The 18039-nt window shown below is 60.7% G+C and carries 13 protein-coding genes and 1 pseudogene; 11 read left to right on the top strand and 3 right to left on the bottom strand.

The window, feature by feature from the left end; all coding sequences use genetic code 11:
• The first annotated feature begins 132 nt into the window (after nucleotides 1–132).
• Complete coding sequence (locus KHO23_RS07060) at nucleotides 133–2364, top strand: SulP family inorganic anion transporter (RefSeq protein ID WP_211610294.1); 2232 nt, start codon at nucleotides 133–135, stop codon at nucleotides 2362–2364.
• A 20-nt stretch (nucleotides 2365–2384) separates the two neighbouring features.
• The gene (locus KHO23_RS07065) at nucleotides 2385–4349 is read left to right on the top strand and encodes a beta-galactosidase (protein WP_211610295.1); all 1965 of its coding nucleotides are present in this window, start codon (nucleotides 2385–2387) and stop codon (nucleotides 4347–4349) included.
• 45 nt (nucleotides 4350–4394) lie between these two features.
• On the opposite strand, the gene KHO23_RS07070 is transcribed toward KHO23_RS07065, so the two are convergent.
• The gene (locus KHO23_RS07070) at nucleotides 4395–6356 is read right to left on the bottom strand and encodes an alpha-galactosidase (RefSeq protein ID WP_211610296.1); all 1962 of its coding nucleotides are present in this window, start codon (nucleotides 6354–6356) and stop codon (nucleotides 4395–4397) included.
• Between the two features lie 293 nt (nucleotides 6357–6649).
• On the opposite strand from KHO23_RS07070, the gene KHO23_RS07075 reads away from it, so the two are divergent.
• From KHO23_RS07075 to speB, 7 genes and pseudogenes are all read left to right on the top strand, one after another.
• Nucleotides 6650–7549: a LysR family transcriptional regulator gene (locus KHO23_RS07075; RefSeq protein ID WP_211610297.1), complete on the top strand. Its 900-nt coding sequence runs from the start codon at nucleotides 6650–6652 to the stop codon at nucleotides 7547–7549.
• A gap of 151 nt (nucleotides 7550–7700) precedes the next feature.
• Entirely contained in the window at nucleotides 7701–8375 is a 675-nt protein-coding gene (locus KHO23_RS07080) for a histidine phosphatase family protein (protein WP_211610298.1), read from the top strand.
• 25 nt (nucleotides 8376–8400) lie between these two features.
• Entirely contained in the window at nucleotides 8401–9417 is a 1017-nt protein-coding gene (locus tag KHO23_RS07085; RefSeq protein ID WP_236066732.1) for a phosphotransferase, read from the top strand.
• Nucleotides 9418–9459: 42 nt separating this feature from the next.
• Nucleotides 9460–10224 carry an SDR family oxidoreductase gene (locus tag KHO23_RS07090; RefSeq protein ID WP_211610300.1) on the top strand — a complete coding sequence of 255 codons (765 nt, stop codon included), beginning with the start codon at nucleotides 9460–9462 and terminating at the stop codon, nucleotides 10222–10224.
• Between the two features lie 67 nt (nucleotides 10225–10291).
• Nucleotides 10292–11536 carry an acyl-CoA dehydrogenase family protein gene (locus KHO23_RS07095; protein ID WP_211610301.1) on the top strand — a complete coding sequence of 415 codons (1245 nt, stop codon included), beginning with the start codon at nucleotides 10292–10294 and terminating at the stop codon, nucleotides 11534–11536.
• Nucleotides 11537–11573: 37 nt separating this feature from the next.
• A pseudogene (locus KHO23_RS07100) lies at nucleotides 11574–11756 on the top strand (LysR substrate-binding domain-containing protein); the annotation flags it as partial.
• A gap of 247 nt (nucleotides 11757–12003) precedes the next feature.
• Nucleotides 12004–12981, top strand: coding sequence for an agmatinase (speB, locus tag KHO23_RS07105; RefSeq protein ID WP_211610302.1), 978 nt, complete (start codon nucleotides 12004–12006; stop codon nucleotides 12979–12981).
• Here speB and KHO23_RS07110 read toward each other — a convergent pair.
• On the bottom strand, nucleotides 12978–13913 hold the full coding sequence (locus KHO23_RS07110; protein ID WP_211610303.1) for a LysR family transcriptional regulator: 936 nt from the start codon (nucleotides 13911–13913) through the stop codon (nucleotides 12978–12980). The two genes, speB and KHO23_RS07110, sit on opposite strands and share 4 nt — an antisense overlap.
• A gap of 237 nt (nucleotides 13914–14150) precedes the next feature.
• On the opposite strand from KHO23_RS07110, the gene KHO23_RS07115 reads away from it, so the two are divergent.
• Nucleotides 14151–15293, top strand: coding sequence for a branched-chain amino acid ABC transporter substrate-binding protein (locus KHO23_RS07115; protein WP_211610359.1), 1143 nt, complete (start codon nucleotides 14151–14153; stop codon nucleotides 15291–15293).
• Nucleotides 15294–15295: 2 nt separating this feature from the next.
• Here KHO23_RS07115 and KHO23_RS07120 read toward each other — a convergent pair whose 3' ends face one another.
• Nucleotides 15296–16222, bottom strand: a complete 927-nt coding sequence (locus tag KHO23_RS07120; RefSeq protein WP_211610304.1) for a LysR family transcriptional regulator — start codon at nucleotides 16220–16222, stop codon at nucleotides 15296–15298.
• 280 nt (nucleotides 16223–16502) lie between these two features.
• Here KHO23_RS07120 and KHO23_RS07125 point away from each other — a divergent pair, with 280 nt between their 5' ends.
• Nucleotides 16503–18011 (top strand): aldehyde dehydrogenase family protein, encoded by a 1509-nt coding sequence (locus KHO23_RS07125; RefSeq protein WP_211610360.1) that lies wholly within the window; start codon nucleotides 16503–16505, stop codon nucleotides 18009–18011.
• The last annotated feature ends 28 nt before the right edge of the window (nucleotides 18012–18039 follow it).

Here is an 18039-nt window from a genome sequence, read left to right on the forward strand (position 1 = left end):
GCAGGCAAGCGCGACGTGCAGTCGTTCGTCATCCGGAACGATGGGTGAGGTTCGAGCAGGGCGCAACCGCAGAGCGCCGCGTGAACCGCACGGCCCAGGCGAGATTCCGTCCGCCCTCACCGGGGGAGCACCGTGAAGCCAGCTACGACAGGTTCCTCGCTCGATGCCCGCTCCGGGCCACGTATCACGGGCCTGGTCGGAGATCTGTCGGCCGGCTTGGTATCGACCCTGGTCATGCTCTGCTACGCAATGAGCCTGGGCACCCTGATCTTTAGCGCGGATCTCGCCCGTTACGCCGAACTTGGCGTACCCACAGCCTTCATCAGTTGCGTCGTGACGGCACTCGTGATCGCCTTGACGAGTTCGATGCGCATGAATATCGCCGGACCCGACGGCAACGCGACGGCGTTTCTTGCCGGTGTGGCGGCCGGCGTGGCGAGCAGCGTGCGGACTGACGGCGGTACGCCCCAGACAATTCTGCTGACGGTGCTGATCGCCATCGCGCTGTGTTCTGTGGTGACAGGCGTCATTCTGTATGCGGTCGGTTCGTCGAAGCGCAGCCGGTCCCTGCAATTCCTGCCTTACCCGGTCGTCGGCGGCTTCCTTGCCGGTACGGGCTACCTCCTGTTGGCCGGCGCGTTTCGGGTCGCGACCGGCGAGCCCTTGAACTGGCACACATTGGCGCTGGTGACGCACCTGAACTGGCTGGTGTGGGCACCCGCCGTGCTGGTGTGCGCCTTAGCCACATTTCTGTCGCGCACATGGAAACACGCCGCGGCGCTGCCGATCACGCTGGCATTCGGCGTCGCGCTGTTTTACCTGCTCCTGCTTGCAGCAGACTTGTCGGTCGGTGACGCCCGTCACTTGGGATTATTGCTTCCGCGCGTGGCGCTGCACCCGATTCGGATTCCTGAGCTGCATCTGCCGGCATCGCTGGCGCACGGGGGCGTCGACTGGTCGGCAATCGCTGCGCACTTGCCCGAGACACTCATGGTCACGTCGATTTCGGCCATCACGATCCTGATGAATTCGACGGCGATCGGCGCAGCCACGGGCGAAGACATCGATCTGAACCGCGAAATGAGGGCGGCCGGCATCGCCAACATCGCGAGCGGGATGTTAGGCGGGATGGTCGGTTACCAGTCGTACAACCGCTCGATGCTCAACGCACGTGCGGGCGCGACAAGTCGTATGGCAGGCGTATTCGCCTCCCTCGCGTGCCTGTTCGTGCTGGCTGCCTCGCCGGACCTGGTGGCGCTATTCCCGGTGCCGGTGCTGATCGGACTGCAGCTCTTCATGGGACTGCGTCTGTTGATCCAGTGGCTGGTCGGTGCGTATCGCCAGCTCAACTGGCATGAGTATCTGCTTGTACCGCTCATTCTGGGTGCTATTGCGTTCTACGGCGTCGTCCCGGGCGTGGTGGCCGGCGTCATCGCCGCCTGTGTGATGTTCGCTTTGCTGTACGGCCGTGTCAGTTGCGTTCGCATGGAGTTCGATGGCAGTACGCGCACCTCGAATGTCGAGCGCAGTATCGAGGCAACCGGACGCCTTCACGAACTGGGTGCACAGGTATGCGGAACGTGTTTGCAGGGATTCCTCTTCTTTGGCACCGCCAATTCGATCTTGCAGCGCGTGCGCGAACGGCTAACCCCGCACGGGCCGGTTCCGGTTCGCTTTGTCGTGCTCGATTTCGCTTCGACCAACGGCATGGACGCGTCGGTATCGGTGAGCTTCGTCAAGCTCAGGCAACTGTGTGCGACGAATGATGCGGACCTGGTGTTGACCGGACTGCCGGCACGCTCGCGTGCGCTGCTCATCAAGACCGGCACACTGAATCTCCGGATCCACGAGTTCGCTACGCTGGATGCCGGGTTGGAATGGGTCGAAGATACGCTTCTCGTGCCGGATTCACGCACGCTGCCGCGCGGCGAAGAGGATTTCCAGGCGATGCTCGCGCCGCATTTCACGTCGTGCGCGCTCGAAAGGCTGTTGGCCCTTCTGGAAGTGCGCGAGCTTGACGCGGGGCAGCCGGTGTTCCGTCACGGCGAGGCGGGGGACGCCATGTATTTTGTGGAGCGCGGCCGCGTCAACGTTTTACTGCCGCTTGCGGACGGCCGATCCATCAGGTTGCGCTCGTTCGGGCCAGGTACGATCGTCGGCGAAATGGCGGTGTACACGCAGCAGGTGCGCAGCGCGGATGTGCTTGCTGAGGGCCCCGCGCGTGTCCGGCGTTTGACGCTCGAGTCGTTGCATGCGCTCGAACGCGACGATCCCGTGACTGCGCAGCAGATTCACCGTTTTGTCGTCAAGGTCATGGCGTCACGGCTGGCTGTTGCGGACGAGGCATTGCGCGCGGCTCATTAGCATCCTGGGAAAGGCAATCAATGGAAACAGGAGCATCCTCAGCATTCGCCGTGCATCTGCCAGTCAGAATTGCACGCGATAGCGGCAATGACCCGAACAGCAGCCTAACCGGAACGTCCGCAGTCGACGTCCCAACCCCAACCGTCAAAAACGGACATACTTTTTCTTTCAGCCACGATGGCGAAAGCTTCCTGCTCGACGGCGAGCCTTTCCAGATCCGCAGCGGGGAGATGCATCCCGCGCGCATCCCCGCCGAATACTGGCAGCATCGCATTCTGATGGCCAAGGCGATGGGGATGAACTGTATCGCCCTCTACGTCATGTGGAATTACCACGAAACGAGTCCCGGCGTTTTCGATTTCCGCACTGGGAACCGCAACATCGAAGCCTTCATTCGACTGTGCCAGCAGGAGGGGATGTGGGTGTTGCTGCGGCCGGGCCCCTATATCTGTGGCGAATGGGATCTGGGTGGCATCCCGTCGTACCTGTTGAGTTACCCGGACATTCAACTCAGGACCGACTTCGCTAACGATCCTCGCTACATGTCGGCGGTCGCCCGCTACATCAGGGAGCTGAGTCCGCGCATCGAACCACTGCTGGTAAGTCACGGTGGACCGATCCTGATGATTCAGATCGAGAATGAATTCGGCTCGTACGCCAGCAATCCGGCTTACCTCGAGGAAATACGGCAGATCTGGTTTCAGGAAGGGGTACAGGGGCCGTTCTATACCGAAGATGGCATCAGGCAGCTTGAACAGAATCGCACGAACGTCACCGGCGGCGCGATTGCGCTGAGCAATGGCGATGCAGAGCAAATCGCGGCCGTCCGGCGGGAATTTCCGGCCGTTCCGGCGATGGCCGGTGAAGTGTATCCAGGGTGGCTCACTCATTGGGGCGACGAGGGTCTCAATGGTACCGCCGTCGATATCTCCGGCACGCTAGACGCGCTCATGCAACTGAAGCGCTCGTTCAACCTTTATGTCATTCACGGTGGCACGAGCTTCGGCTTCTATGCCGGTGCGAATGTGGATGCCGATTCAGGTGAATATCAACCCGACATTACCAGCTACGATTACGCAGCGCCCATCAGCGAGCAAGGCGTGGCGACGTTGAAGTACATGAAATACCGCGGCGTCATTGCCCGTTATCTCTCGACGCCGCTGCCCGATCTACCCAAACCCGTTCCGACGATCAGCCGCAAAGGAGGCGAGGCCTTGATGCCGGAACTTTGTGCGTCGATCTGGGACAACCTGCCTGCCGCGCTCCCGGCCGCGCAAACCGTCGACCCGCAGCCGTTCGAGTTGTACGGTCAGGCGTTTGGTTTCGTGCTGTATCGCAAGAAGCTTCAGCGCAATTGCTACGGTGTGCTGGATATCAAGGATGTTCACGATTACGCGACCGTCTTCGTCGGCGAGCAATACGTGGGCGGCGTGTCGAGAGCTTTCATGCCCGAGCACCGCGCTCGGCCGCTGAATGTCACGCACCGCGCGCCGCTTACGATTCCGCTTGTGTCGTCGGCGCCGGACAGCGACGTGTCATTGGAACTCCTCGTCGAGGGCATGGGGCGCGTCAACTATGGCCACGCGATGATCGACCGAAAAGGCATTCTCGAACCGCTCACGCTACAGGATGCGGGAGGCTGGAGCGACACGCTCACCGGCTGGGAAGTGTTCCTGTTGCCGATGGATACCGCGTTTATCGCGAACTTGCGCTCCGTCTGCGCGAATCCTCGTAAGGCCGGACTGTTTTTCAAAGCGACGCTGCCGCTGGATGCAACCGGCGATACCTATCTCGACATGTGTAACTGGACCAAAGGTGTGGTCTGGGTCAACGGGCACAATCTGGGTCGCTACTGGAATATCGGTCCGCAACAGCGCCTGTATTGTCCCGCTCCCTGGCTGAGGCCGGGTGACAACGAGGTCATCATCTTCGACCAGCACCAGTTGGAAGCGAAACCGGTAGAACTGGCGCGCATGCTATCGTAATGAAGGCGCCGGAAGCCAGCCTCGGGAAATCCGCGGCAACCGCGATTACCCTTCGTCCCGGGCCGGGACCAGCTCCAAAGTGAGCACGTCGAAAGGTGCGAGCGAAATAGTCTGCGGCCGGTCCGCGTCCAGCGCCGGGGGAATATCCGAGGCACGCTCGTGCCATAAGCTGCGCGTCAGGAATCGTCCCGCCGCGCCGGCCGGCAACTCAAGTTGCCGCTGCAAATCGAGTACGAAGCGCGTTGCCCGGCTGTTCGGATTGCGCAGTGTGATGATTGCCTTGACCGGCGACCATGCAGCCCATCCGTACACCTCGAGCTTATCCGGCGCACCGCCAATCCAGTGGCTGTCGCGCAGCGTCTCGGCGTTTGCCCGGGCCCATTTCGCAGACTCGGCGAGAACGTCCCAGTCGCCGTCGCCTAGCAGCGAGGGCGTGATGTACAGCTCCTGCAGTTGTGCGCCGCTGCCGAAGTACGAATGCACTTCATGGGCGAAGTCCTGGCCTTGAGCGGTGTTCAACCGCTCGTTGCACTGCGCGTAGATGATGCCGTGGAGCATTAGCGAGTTAAGCGGAAATAGCGGACTCCTGACTACCACGTTATGGTAGGTCTGCGCGTCGCGATAGGTAATCCAGCGTTCGCGATTGCTGCCTGCACCGGCCAGGTCGTCATCCTTGCCGCCGCGCCAGATCGAGTCAGCGTAACGCAGCCAGAATGGCGATGGATGGGTGCCGACGGTGAGGTTGACGAAGGTATCGGGCCTGGCCTCACGGATGTCCTCGATTAGCTGGATCGCCGCGTCCCAGTCGCTGCTGAAACGGCTGGCCGGGACCACCTTGTCGACATTGCCGGTGCCATCGAATTTGAACAGATTGATGCCGTGCTGCACGAGCAGTTCCATCGTGGCCTCATGGAAGCGTCGATAGTATGTCGGCCCGGATAGCGCGAAGCAACCATCGATGATCTCGTATCCGGCGGCGTGGCCCCGCGTCACGCGTTCCTGCCGAGTCTCGCCATAGCCGCCCCACGGCGATAGCCACACGCCGGGCGCCGCGCCGTACCTGGCGGCGGCGTCGCGCAGCGGCACGAATCCATGCGGAAAGTCTTTGCCGAAATGCCAACTGCCGCTGTAGTCATCCCAACCGTCGTCGAACAGGAAGGAGTCGAGTTGTACGCCGCGCTTGTCGTGCAACTCGCGGCCAATGTCGTCGATGCGTTCCAGCGCTTGCTGCTGCGTGTACGGCGTGAGGTAGCCGATGTCGTACCAGCAGTTGTAGTGCAGGAACGGGCGGTGCGGATGGGCTCGTTCGCGTTCGAGATAGGCCGCGAAATCGCGGCGTAGCTGGCCTTCGCGAGCCACACCCGCCACCGCCGGGAAGACACTGGTCTTGTCCTTTTCCAGCGGCAGGGCCCGCTGCACGATAAACCTGACGGTGTCGCCGCAGATTTGGCTTTCCGACAACGGAAGCTCGAAACCGAGATAGACGTTGCCCGCGACTACAGGCGTTCCCTTGAACTCGCCGCCGGGTTGCGCACCGGCCGCCTGCGTCTCCAGCAAGGAAACGGTGGCAATATGCTCGTCCTTGCTGATCGCGGTAATCGCCACTTGCAAGCGCAAATACTGCGAGCTATCGCGTTGTTCCACGCTCCATTCCACCCGCAGGCGATCCTGTTCGTCACCGAGGATCGCGCGCACGCGTCGGCCCGCGATCCGTTCGGCCAGTCGGGACGCGGTGGGATTCGCCGTGAGCCGTTCTTCGCGCGGCGGCGCAAGCAGCTTCAGGTCGGCAATGCCCAGTGTGCGACCGTCGGCCAGCGATAGCGCAAACGGCGCGGTGACCGGCAGCGTACGCATGTGCACGCGGTCGGTCAGAGCGAAATCGGCCAGATGCTGGTGCCTGACGGTCCAACTCAAGACGATCGCCGCATTGCCGAAAGAATGGCGGTCACCACTCGTCTGGAACACGGGCATGCCCGGATGTGTGGACGCAGTTTCATCGGTGTGCATTGACGAAGTCCAGGATGAGGAGGGTGCCTGATCCGTAGAGTACCGCGGGCGGATTCAACAAGGGTGAGCCGACATTCGGGGCGGCGCCACTGCGCGTACTGATGCCATTGACTATCTGAACTCCATCGTCCTCCTATCCCTGGTTGGCCGTCTCGCACCGGCAGGAGTAGACTCGCCGGGGTCGCTCCGTGGAAGCACGCCGCCCGGTGCTATGCGCCGATACATGTGCCGATACATGCGCGTGAACAAAAGGAGTCGGAAATACCGTTCAAGTTGCGTCGGGGAGTTTGAAAATGCGTTTGTCAAAGCTCGATCTGAATCTCTTCGTTGTCTTCGAAGCCGTCTACAGAACGCGAAATCTGACACGCGCAGCGGAGCTGCTTTTTATCACTCAGCCTGCTGTGAGCAACGCATTGGCGCGGATGCGCAAAACATTCGACGATCAGCTTTTTGTGAGTACGTCGGCCGGCATGATGCCGACCCCCGTTTCGGAAAACATCATCGGGCAAGTGCGTGAGGCGCTGCAGTTGCTAGATTCGAGTACTCACATTGGAGGGCGCTTCGACCCCGCCTCGTCTGAGCGTACGTTTCGGCTCAGCATGACCGACCTCACGGAGGCGCTCCTTCTACCCGCACTGGAGGAGGTGCTGCAGCGACTGGCGCCCGGCATCCGCATCGAGAGCTATTTCACGACCCGTAAAGAGGTTCCGGAAGCGCTCGCCAGCAGTGCGGTCAATCTTGCGATCGACGCGCCGCTGATCGACGACCCGTACCTCGAGCAGGAGCCGTTGGGCCGCGACCGGTATGCATGCATGCTGCGTCACGACCATCCGTTTGCGAAGAAGAAGCTGACGATCGACGACTACCTCGGGTTCGGTCATATCCACGTATCCAGCCGCCGCCAGGGACAGGGTCTCGTCGATGGGGAACTGAACCGGCTGGGCCTCAGGCGATCCATCCAGACGCGGGTGCAACACTATCTGGTCGCTCCGTTGGTCGCGATGCGAACCGATCTGGTTCTCACGGCTCCTCTCGTGCTCCTTCAGCGGTATGACGCGCGAATCCTGGAGCTGCCGTTCCATCTGCCGGATCTTGAGTCTCATTGCTACTGGCATCGAAGCGTTACCGGGGACCCGGCTCATCGCTGGTTGCGCGAGCAGATTGGCCGTCTCATGCGGGAAATGAACCAGTAGCCGGAGCTTGCGGGTACATATGGGGCATGCGGAGCATACAGCGCGTACAGCTCCCGGTGTCACGAAAACTTATGGTCAGCTATAAAAACAATAAATTTCCTGAATGACGCGGCGCTGGGTATTCTGCTAGTCATGTTCAGACGAGGATGGCATGGCAGAACTCTATCTGGTACGGCATGGTCAGGCGTCTTTCGGCGCCGACAACTATGACGAGCTATCTCCTTCCGGTCGTACCCAATCACGTTGGCTCGGCGAGTACTTCGCGCAGGCGGAATTGCGGTTCGATCGCGTTGTTATCGGGACGATGCAGCGGCATCGGCAAACGGCCGATGCCATTCTCGACGCAATGGGTGGCCCGCAAGCCGAGGTCGCGCAAGACGCGGGTTTGAACGAATACGATTTCCATGCGTTGTTCGCAGCCCTCGGTGAAGAGGGCATGCCGCCAGGTTGGTCGGCCGCAAGTTCGAAGAAGGACTTTTACGAAGGGCTCCGGCAAGTGCTGCAGCTTTGGGCCGATGACCGCCTGCCGGGTCCTGTTCCAGAGACATGGCGGCAATTCCAGGCGCGTGTCCAGCGTGCGCGCATCGAACTCCAGCGGGCGGGCGGCAAGCGCGTTCTGGTGGTGAGTTCGGGTGGTCCGATTGCGGTAACCGCCCAACAGGTTCTGCAGGCGCCTGCAGAGACCGCGATTGCACTCAACATGCAGATTCGAAACAGCAGCGTTTGCCAATATGTCTTTAACGACAGTGCGATGTCGCTAGTCAGCTTCAATTCGGTGCCTCATCTCGAGCGTGCCGAGCGGCATGAATTTGTCACCTACGGCTGACCTCAATCGGGATCCTTCATCCATCATGAACGCCAGCCTTCAATTCGACATCGAAAGTCTCACGCGGTATCTGACGGCGCACGTGCCCGGGTTTCAAGGGCCGATGTCCGTCGGGAAGTTTCCCGGCGGACAATCCAACCCGACGTTTCTTCTGAAGGCGCAAAGCGGCCGCTACGTGTTGAGGCGTCAACCGCCCGGCGCACTGCTCAAGTCCGCACATGCCGTTGATCGCGAGTTTCGCGTGCTGTCGGCGCTCGGCCAAACTCCGGTTCCTGTGGCCCGTGCCTATCACCTTTGCGAGGATCGCGACGTTATCGGCAGCCTGTTTTACGTCATGAGCTTTGAAGACGGGCGAATCTTCTGGAACCCGGCGCTGCCCGAAGTCGCTTTGGAGGAGCGCGGCGCCATCTACGACGCAGTGCTCGGCACGATGGCGGCGCTCCACGACGTGGATATCGACGAAGTCGGATTGTCGGACTACGGCCGCCCGGGCAACTATTTCGCGCGTCAGATCGACGTCTGGACCAAGCAATATCGCGCCGCGCAAACCGATACATTGGAGGCGATGGAGTCGCTGATCGCGTGGCTGCCCGCGCACTGCCCGGCGGAAGCGGGAAAGCCTACGCTCGTGCACGGCGATTTCCGTATCGACAACCTCATTTTCATGCGCGATGCGCCGCAAGTCCGCGCGGTGCTCGACTGGGAGCTGTCCACGCTCGGCAATCCACTCGCTGACATCGCGTACTTCTGCATGTGTTTGCGGCTCCCGCCTGGCAGCCACATCGCCGGACTCGAGGGCATGGATCGAGCGGCGTTGGGGGTGCCGGACGAGGCGTCGATTGTCAGGCGGTATTGCGAGTTGCGGGGAATTTCCTCGATTGAAAACTGGAACTTCTACCTGGCGTTCAGCTTCTTCCGGCTTGCAGCTATCGCACAGGGCGTGAAGAAGCGGGCCTTGAGCGGTAACGCGTCGAATGAACAGGCACGGCAGGTGGGGGAGATGGCCGGGGTGCTTGCGAAGATGGGCATTGATCTGATCTGAACACAGAAAATAAAGCGGAACCTAGACATACTGGAGCTGATTGTGACTACTAATTTGTTTGATCTGAAAGGAAAGATTGCGCTGGTGACGGGCGCGAGCCGCGGTATTGGTGAGGAGATCGCCAAACTGCTCGCCGAGCAGGGTGCCCATGTGATCGTGTCAAGCCGCAAGGTGGAAGATTGCGAGGCGGTGGTACGCGAGATCAAGGAAGCGGGCGGGAGCGCTGAAGCGCAACCGTGCCATGTCGGGCGTGTCGAGGACATTCTCGCGATCTTCCAGCATATTCGCGCACGGCACGGGCGTCTCGACATCCTCGTCAATAACGCGGCGACCAATCCGTATTTTGGCCACATTCTCGATACCGATATCTCGTCCTTCGAAAAGACCGTGGAAGTCAACTTGCGCGGTTACTTCTTCATGTCCGTGGAGGCGGGCAAGTTGATGCGGGAGCACGGCGGCGGTGCGATCGTCAACACGGCTTCGGTCAACGCCTTGCAGCCTGGTGACAAGCAGGGCATCTACTCGATCACCAAAGCCGCCGTTGTCAACATGACGCGGGCATTTGCGAAGGAGTGCGGGCCGTTGGGGATTCGAGTGAATGCGCTGCTCCCCGGTTTGACTAAAACCCGATTCGCCGGGGCGCTATTTAGCGACGAGGCCATCTACGAAAGCTGGATGTCGAAAATCCCGCTGCGGCGCCACGCGGAACCTCGTGAGATGGCGGGCACCGTGCTTTATCTGGTGTCCGATGCTGCAAGCTACACCAATGGTGAGTGCATCGTCGTCGACGGTGGACTGACGATCTAGGCAAGTGGTCGAAGCGCGGTATTGACCGATGCTTCGACGACACCAATCACATTATGGAAGAGTGAAAATGGACTTTGCATATAGCCCGAAAGTCGAAGCGCTGTGCACACAGGTGCGTGCGTTCATGGACGCCCACATCGTTCCGCGCATCCAGCAATGGCACGAGGAAGTGAGTGCGGGTCAATATCCGGTTTCCTTTATGGAGGACCTGAAGGAGAAGGCGCGTGAAGAGGGTCTCTGGAACCTGTTCCTGCCGCATCTGCGCGATGACGAGCCCGGCACCCGCCTGACCAATCTCGAGTACGCGCCGCTGGCCGAAATTATGGGGCGGGTGTCGTGGGCATCGGAGGTGTTCAACTGCAATGCGCCGGACACGGGCAATATGGAACTGCTCCATATGTTCGCCACACCCGCTCAGCGCGAAGCGTGGCTCAAGCCTCTTCTCGACGGTAAGATCCGCTCGGCGTTTGCAATGACGGAGCCGGCGGTGGCTTCCTCGGACGCCACCAATATCACGACGTCGATTCGACGTGACGGCGACGACTATGTCATCGACGGCCGGAAGTGGTTCATCACGAATGCGGCTCACCCGAATTGCAAGCTCTTCATCGTCATGGGCAAAACGGATCCGGACGCGCCGAGCCACAGTCAGCAGAGCATGATTCTCGTGCCGCGCGATACACCCGGCGTCAAGGTGATCCGCAATATCACGGTGGTCAATCACGTGGCGCCGGAAGGTCATTGCGAGATCGAATTCAAAGGCGTGCGCGTACCCCGGTCGAATCTGCTCGGCGAAGAGGGCAGCGGCTTTACGCTCGCACAGGCGCGCCTTGGGCCAGGACGGATTCACCACTGCATGCGTTCGATCGGCGCCGCGGAACTGGCGCTCGAGTTGATGGTGGAACGGGCCCAGGCACGCACGGCATTTGGAAAGACGCTGGCTAAGCAGGGGGTCATCGGCGAATGGATTGCGAAGTCGCGAATCGAAATCGATCAGGCGAGGCTATTCGTTCTCAAGGCCGCGTGGATGATTGACAACGTAGGCGCGAAGGAGGCGAAGAAAGAGGTCTCGATGATCAAGGCGCTCGTGCCGAATGTTCATACCGCTGTTTGCGAGCGGGCGATGCAGGTGTTTGGCGCGATGGGGTTGAGCCCTGACACGCCGTTGGCCGATAGCTGGACGTGGGGCCGTGCGTTGCGGTTCGCCGATGGCCCGGACGAAGTTCACCTGCAGAGCATTGCACGCATGGAAATCAAGGCGCGGCCCTATGAGCCGGGGCAGGATAGTCCCTACCTGACGGCCTCGGTGTAAGGCATAGCGCAGGTTTCGAAGCGTGAATGGGGGAGCGGCGACGCTCGATTTCGGCATTGCAGTGCTGGCGGACGAAATCGTCGCCGCCGGGCTGCTGTGTCGAGTGTTGGCGGACTGGCAGGCGCCACCCGTTCCGGTCTACGCCGTCACCGAGACGCGATTGTTGCCGGCGAAGACGCAACGCTTCATTGAATTCTTGCGAGAGCATCTGGCGAAGTAACGCCTATCGCGAGGCACGATGCCTGACGATATCGCGTTGCGCGAATCACTCATTCACGTTTAAACATCACTTCGGATTGTCCCGAAGTGTATTTCTTGATTCCCGCATTTTTCCGTTGAATTTATTTACCTAGACTCCGTTTCAGATGCACCACTCGCTCCCGACAAAGGGCGTTGCTGCAGCAATGGAGACGGCGGCGCCTTGGCGCCGCACTTATCTACACGAATAAATCAGGACGGAGGCATGCATGTCTGAAAACAGCTACGAAACCGGTCGGCTCAATTTGCCGTTTGTGGGAATCTGCACGTTCGCGAAATCCCCCTTGTGTCTCGACTGGGACAAGATCGACGCGGACGTCGCGGTCATGGGTGCGCCCTTCGACTGCGGCACCCAGTGGCGGGCCGGGGCACGCTTTGGTCCGCGTTCGATTCGCGACGCGTCGACGCTGTTCTCGTTCGGCCACGGCGGCGCGTACGACTTCGAAGACGATGTTGTTTATCTGCCTACGAACGAAGTTCGTATCGTCGATATCGGCGATGCGGACATGGTGCATACCAACACGGAAAAGAGCCACGCGAACATCGAGTACGGCGTGCGCAAGATTCTGGCGGCCGGCGCGTTGCCGGTGGTGATGGGCGGCGATCACTCGATCAACATTCCGTGCATCAACGCGTTCGAAGGCCAGGAGCCGTTTCATATCGTCCACATCGACGCACACCTCGATTTCGTTGACGAGCGCCATGGTGTGCGGCACGGCCACGGCAATCCGCTGCGGCGCGCGGCAGAGAAAAGCGTGGTGACGGGCATGACGCAGATCGGCATTCGCAACGTGTCGTCGACGGCGCGCGAGGGTTACGCCCAGGCGCGCGAAATGGGCTCCGACATCATTTCGGTGCGCGATCTCCGGCGCCTCGGCATTCAGGGTGTGCTGGACCGCATTCCGAAGGGCGTGCGCTATTACCTGACCATCGATATCGACGGTTTTGACCCCTCGATCGCCCCTGGCACGGGCACGCCGAGCCACGGCGGTCTGCTGTACTACGAAGGACTCGAACTGTTCGCGGGTCTGGCCGCGCAAGGCGACGTAATCGGCATCGACCTCGTTGAAGTCGCGCCCGATTACGACCATTCGGGATCGACTTCGATTCTGGCGGCGCAATTGCTGCTGAACACCATCGGCCGTGTCATGCATCAACGCAAGGTCAAACGAAACCTTTCCCGCTAATCCACGTGTTTCTTGCCGCCTCGCGTGGTGTGATTCAACTGCCTGGCTGCTGTGCGCAGCTGATTGCAAAAGGCCTGTACGACCCGTGCCGATTCCGCCCCCTTGCGCGTGATGATCTGAAAGTCCAGATGAGTCGCGTAGTGCTCGGGATCGATGCGGGTCAACAAACCGCTGTCCACCCACGGCCGGGCATAGTGCGGCGGCAGGAAGCCGATGTAGTTGCCCGATAGGATCAGCATGGCCCGGCCTTCAACGTTATCGACGGAGGCCGCGGCTTCCGGCATGCGCAGCAGCTTCAATTCCTGGCTGCCGAGATAGGCGCGGGCCGCCAGCCGCTGTTTGCTGAGCAGCGAAACCGGAACCCTGCCTTTCGCCCGTTCGTGTAACGGATGGGTCGACGCACAGTAGAGACCTTGTTCCTCACGATAGAGCGGCAGGTAATCGAGGCCAGGAATGCGCACGGGGAACGGCCCCACCGCAAGATGCAGGCGGCCGTCCAGCACGTGCTGCTCCATGCTGCCTGGTGTTTCGATCTGCACATGCAGGCGGACTTCCGGCGCCATCTGGCCGAACTCCCGAATCGCTATCGGCAGAGGCGAATACTGGTCGGTCAACGTCGCCTCGATCATGCCGAAACGCAACACACCGGAAAGCTGATTGCGCAGTGCGCCCGCTTCCATATGAAACGAGTCTACGGCGCCGAGCAGGCGTTGCGCGGCGGCGTGCAGATTCGCGCCTTCCTCGGTAAGCCGGAAACCGGCGCGTCCGCGTTCACATAGCCGCAGTCCGAGCCGCGTCTCCAGTTGCGACATGTATTCGCTGATGCTCGATGCGCCGATGTTGAGAATGGGCTGGGCAGCCGCGAACCCGCCGCATCGCACGATGGTTTCGAAGATCCGCAATAGCTTGAGATCCGTGTCCTGAACTTGCATCGTGCCGCCTCGCGCTTACTTCGGGAAATTCCGAAATGTGTTTCATCAATGGTGCATTTTATTGGGGATTTTGGCTACACAGAATTGCTGTCAACCCCACTGTCCGGACATTGGAAGAAGCGTCGCGGCGGGAGGGGCCATGCGATATTTTCTGTGCCCACACTGATAAGATTCGCCGCCTTCGGCAACGATACGACGGACCCGGTCCGGCACACCACACGAGGTGAGGAGAGCATGATGAAGAAGTCATATGCAGGTGCAAGCGGGTTGATAGCGGTTGCTTTGGGCATGATCTCTCTGAGCGCGACGGCCGGCGATCAGGTCGTCAAGATCGGTTTGACGGGACCATTGACCGGCCCGCAGGCCGCCATCGGCAAGGACGACGAAAACGGGGTGAGAATGGCGATCGAGCGCCTGAATGCCGAGGGTCTCGTGATCGGCGGCCAGAAGACGCGCTTTGAACTGGTCTCACAGGATGACGCCGCCGACCCGCGAACCGGCATGACGGTCGCACAAAACCTGGTGGACGCAAACGTCAAGGTTATTTTCGGGCCGTTCAACTCCGGCGTCGCGATTCCGATCTCGAACCTCGTGAACGTGTCGGGCATCGTGATGGCGACCGTCGCGTCGAACCCCTCGATCACGCAGCACGGCTATCCGTTCGTGTTTCGCATTTCCGCGAGCGATACGCAACTTGGCAGCCGGATGGGGGAGTTTGCAGCAAAGCAGCTCAAGGTCAAACGTATTGCGGTGATCGACGATCGCACTGCGTACGGGCAGGGCGTTGCCGACGAGTTCGTCAACGCGGCGAAAGCCAACGGCATCGAGATCGTCGATCGTGAATATACGACCGACAAGGCAACCGACTTCGTCTCGATCCTCACGCACATCAAGGGTTCGAACGCCGAAGGGATTTTCTACGGCGGCTACTACGCTCAGGCCGGTGCGCTGCGCAAGCAGATGAAGCGCCTCGCGATGAACGGCTACCTGCTGGGCGGCGACGCGATGTGCAATGCCGAACTGGCGAAACTTGGCGGCGACGCGGTCGACACGCGCGTGTATTGCCCGCAAGGCGGCCCCGTTCTCGATCAGACACCCGAAGGCCGCCAGTTCAAGGCGGACTACAAGCAACGCTTTCATACCGATCCGCTGACCTACAGCGCGGCCTTGTACGATGGCGTGAACATCGTCGCGCAAGCGATGACGAAGGCCAATTCGATCGAACCGGCGCAGTACCGCGCTGCGCTGGCCAACATCGATTCTCGGGGTGTTTCCGGCCACTACCGGTTCGACAAGAATCGCGATCTCACGGATTCCCCGATCACCATCTATACGTATCGAAACGGTGAGCCGACGCCGCTTGCGTCCGCGCAACCCTAGGCCTACGCCGAGCGCGCGGTCTGCGCGACCCTACGGTAGCTTTCCATCAGGTCGACCATGAATACCTGAAGGATGGTTGGAGGTACCGCGGTCCGCCGTACGATCGCGCAGAATGGCCACTGCGAGCCGAACTGGTCCGGGCAGATCCGATGCATCTCGCCGCGCGCGGCCCATCGGGCAGCGTAGTGATCCGGTAAAAATCCGATATACGCGCCCGATAGAATGAGGATAGCCTGCGCCTCGATATTGTCGACGGTTGCTGCGGCTTTACTGACCTTGAGCATTTGAAGGTCGTGCTGCTGCAGATAGCCTCGCGCTACCACACGGCTGGACGCGATGGCCTGCTCGAGCGCGGTATCGTCGAGCGCGCTGCCGGCGAGCGGGTGGCTCTTTCCGCAATACAGGCCGTCCGGTTCGTAATAGAGATCGGTGTAGGTCAACCCCGGCACATGAAGCGGGAAATGCCCGACAGCGATATGCAGCCGGCCATCCAGCACGCGCTCCTCCAACTCCGCAGGCGTGCCGACATAGACATCCAGATGCACGTCGTGCCCCCTCGACACGAACGCTTGCAGTGCCTGGGGCAGCGGTGAGGCCGAATCGGTAACCGTGTTGTCGATGATGCCGAGGTACAGCTTTCCCGAGATGTGCTTTTTTAGCGCATCGGTATCCACACAGAAGCTCTCTACCGCCACCTGCAGCCGCTGCGCCGCTTCGTAAGTCGCCACACCGTGTTCGGTCAGGCGAAATCCGCTCCGCCCGCGCTCGCAAAGCTTGAGCCCCAGGCGCGTTTCGAGCGTCGTCATCTGCTCGCTGATGGTCGACTGACTGACGTTCAAGGTCGCCTGGGCGGCTGAAAAACCACCGCACCGAACCACCGTCATGAACACCCTCAGTAGTTTGAGGTCCACGTCCTGCAGCTGGATCACCGTCGTCGCTCCTCTTGCACTGCTTGCTTCGATATTCCCGATATGAACATCTGATTCACGTGATTTTTACCTCCGCGCATGTCGTCCATAGTCTCTCTAAACACCGCGCTGCCACAAGCCGCGTTTATATCGATGGACCCCCGATCGATTGTGAGCAATCGGCTCTCGCGGCAATCCCGCTAGGTCATTGCCAGACGTTGCGGAAGCAGGCGGACACACGTGCATGAAACTCGCCCATGAGAGGCCGGGTAGCACTCAATCTATAAGTCAGGAGACAATGATGGACACCGTCGTACAACATTACCTGAAGAAGTTCGGCGTCAGCGAAGAGACGCAACGCTTTCTCGCCAAGCCGCAGAGCATGTTCATTGGCGGCGCCTGGGTGCCGCAAGGCGAACGGGAATCTTGCGCGGTGATCGAGCCGTCCACCGCGGGCGTGATCACCCACATTCCCTTGGGCACGACCGCCGATCTGGATCGCGCGGTAGAGGCTGCCCGCAAGCAATTTGACGGTGGCGCGTGGCGCAGGCTCAAGCCTCTTGAACGCGAGCGGCTGATTCATCGGCTCGCCGATCTGATCGAAGCGAACGCAACGGAGTTGGCCGAGATCGAATCGATCGACGTAGGCAAGTCCGTCGCCATTGCGCGTGACGTCGATATTCAAGGCACGATCGACACCTTCCGCTATTTTGCCGGTTGGGCGTCGAAGCTCCACGGCCGCACGGTTGAACCCTCCCTGCCGGGTGACTACGTTGCCTATACCCGCAAGGAACCCATTGGCGTGATCGGCGTCATCGTTCCATGGAACTTCCCGCTGCAAACCATGGCGTGGAAGGTGGCGGCGGCGCTCGCCACCGGTTGCACAACGGTGATCAAGCCCGCCGAACTCACCTCGCTGTCGACGCTTCGCTTCGCAGAGCTGGTGCAGGAGGCCGGGTTTCCGGACGGTGTCATCAACGTGATAACCGGGCGCGGGCGCGATATTGGCGCGGCCATGGCGGCTCATCCAGGTATCGACAAGATCACGTTCACGGGTTCCACCGAAGTGGGCCGCACGGTCGGGCACACGGCTGTGGGCGGCTTCAAACGCCTCACGCTCGAACTGGGCGGAAAGTCTCCGGTGCTGGTGCTGGAGGACGCCGACATCGACGCAGCGGCCCAAGCGGTCGCCAACGGCATCTTCTTCAACTCCGGACAGGTTTGCGATGCGGGCACACGCGTGTACATCCAACGCGGCATTCATGACAAGTTTATTGGCGCGCTGATCGAACACACACGCAAGATGAAGATCGCGCCCGGGCTCGATCGGGATTGCTTCATCAGCCCGCTGGTGTCCGCGCTTCAGAAGGATCGCGTCACTTCCTATATCGAAGCCGGCCGCCGCGAAGGCGCGGAAGTCGTGCACGGTGGCCATGAACTGGATCGGCCTGGCTATTTCGTCGAGCCAACCATCTTCGCGCACTGCCGCAGCGACATGAAGATCGTCCGGGAAGAAATCTTCGGGCCGGTACTGGTGACCGCTCCCTTCGACGACATAGGCGACGCGTTGTCGCTGGCGAACGACTCGCCGTACGGTCTCGCGGCCGCGATCTATTCCAACGACCTGAACCGCGTGCACAAGCTGATTCCTCAATTGCACGCAGGAACAGTCTATGTCAACGCGCATAGCACCATTGATCCGTCGATGCCATTCGGCGGATTCAAAGAGTCCGGCTTCGGCAAGGACCTCGGCCCGGAGCAACTTGATCATCTGATGGAAAGCAAGGCGGTCTGGATCACGCTGCACTGAAGCGCAATTGTGCCGCTGACGCCCTGAG

Origin of the sequence: Paraburkholderia haematera (genome assembly GCF_905220975.1) — a bacterium.
GTDB lineage: Bacteria > Pseudomonadota > Gammaproteobacteria > Burkholderiales > Burkholderiaceae > Paraburkholderia > Paraburkholderia haematera.

Coding starts and splice junctions, on each gene's coding strand:
- KHO23_RS07075 (WP_211610297.1), top strand. CDS start 6,650: ATGCGTTTGTCAAAGCTCGATCTGAATCTCTTCGTTGTCTTCGAAGCC.
- KHO23_RS07085 (WP_236066732.1), top strand. CDS start 8,401: ATGAACGCCAGCCTTCAATTCGACATCGAAAGTCTCACGCGGTATCTG.
- KHO23_RS07080 (WP_211610298.1), top strand. CDS start 7,701: ATGGCAGAACTCTATCTGGTACGGCATGGTCAGGCGTCTTTCGGCGCC.
- KHO23_RS07115 (WP_211610359.1), top strand. CDS start 14,151: ATGAAGAAGTCATATGCAGGTGCAAGCGGGTTGATAGCGGTTGCTTTG.
- KHO23_RS07070 (WP_211610296.1), bottom strand. CDS start 6,356: ATGCACACCGATGAAACTGCGTCCACACATCCGGGCATGCCCGTGTTC.
- KHO23_RS07095 (WP_211610301.1), top strand. CDS start 10,292: ATGGACTTTGCATATAGCCCGAAAGTCGAAGCGCTGTGCACACAGGTG.
- KHO23_RS07110 (WP_211610303.1), bottom strand. CDS start 13,913: ATGCAAGTTCAGGACACGGATCTCAAGCTATTGCGGATCTTCGAAACC.
- KHO23_RS07125 (WP_211610360.1), top strand. CDS start 16,503: ATGGACACCGTCGTACAACATTACCTGAAGAAGTTCGGCGTCAGCGAA.
- speB (WP_211610302.1), top strand. CDS start 12,004: ATGTCTGAAAACAGCTACGAAACCGGTCGGCTCAATTTGCCGTTTGTG.
- KHO23_RS07065 (WP_211610295.1), top strand. CDS start 2,385: ATGGAAACAGGAGCATCCTCAGCATTCGCCGTGCATCTGCCAGTCAGA.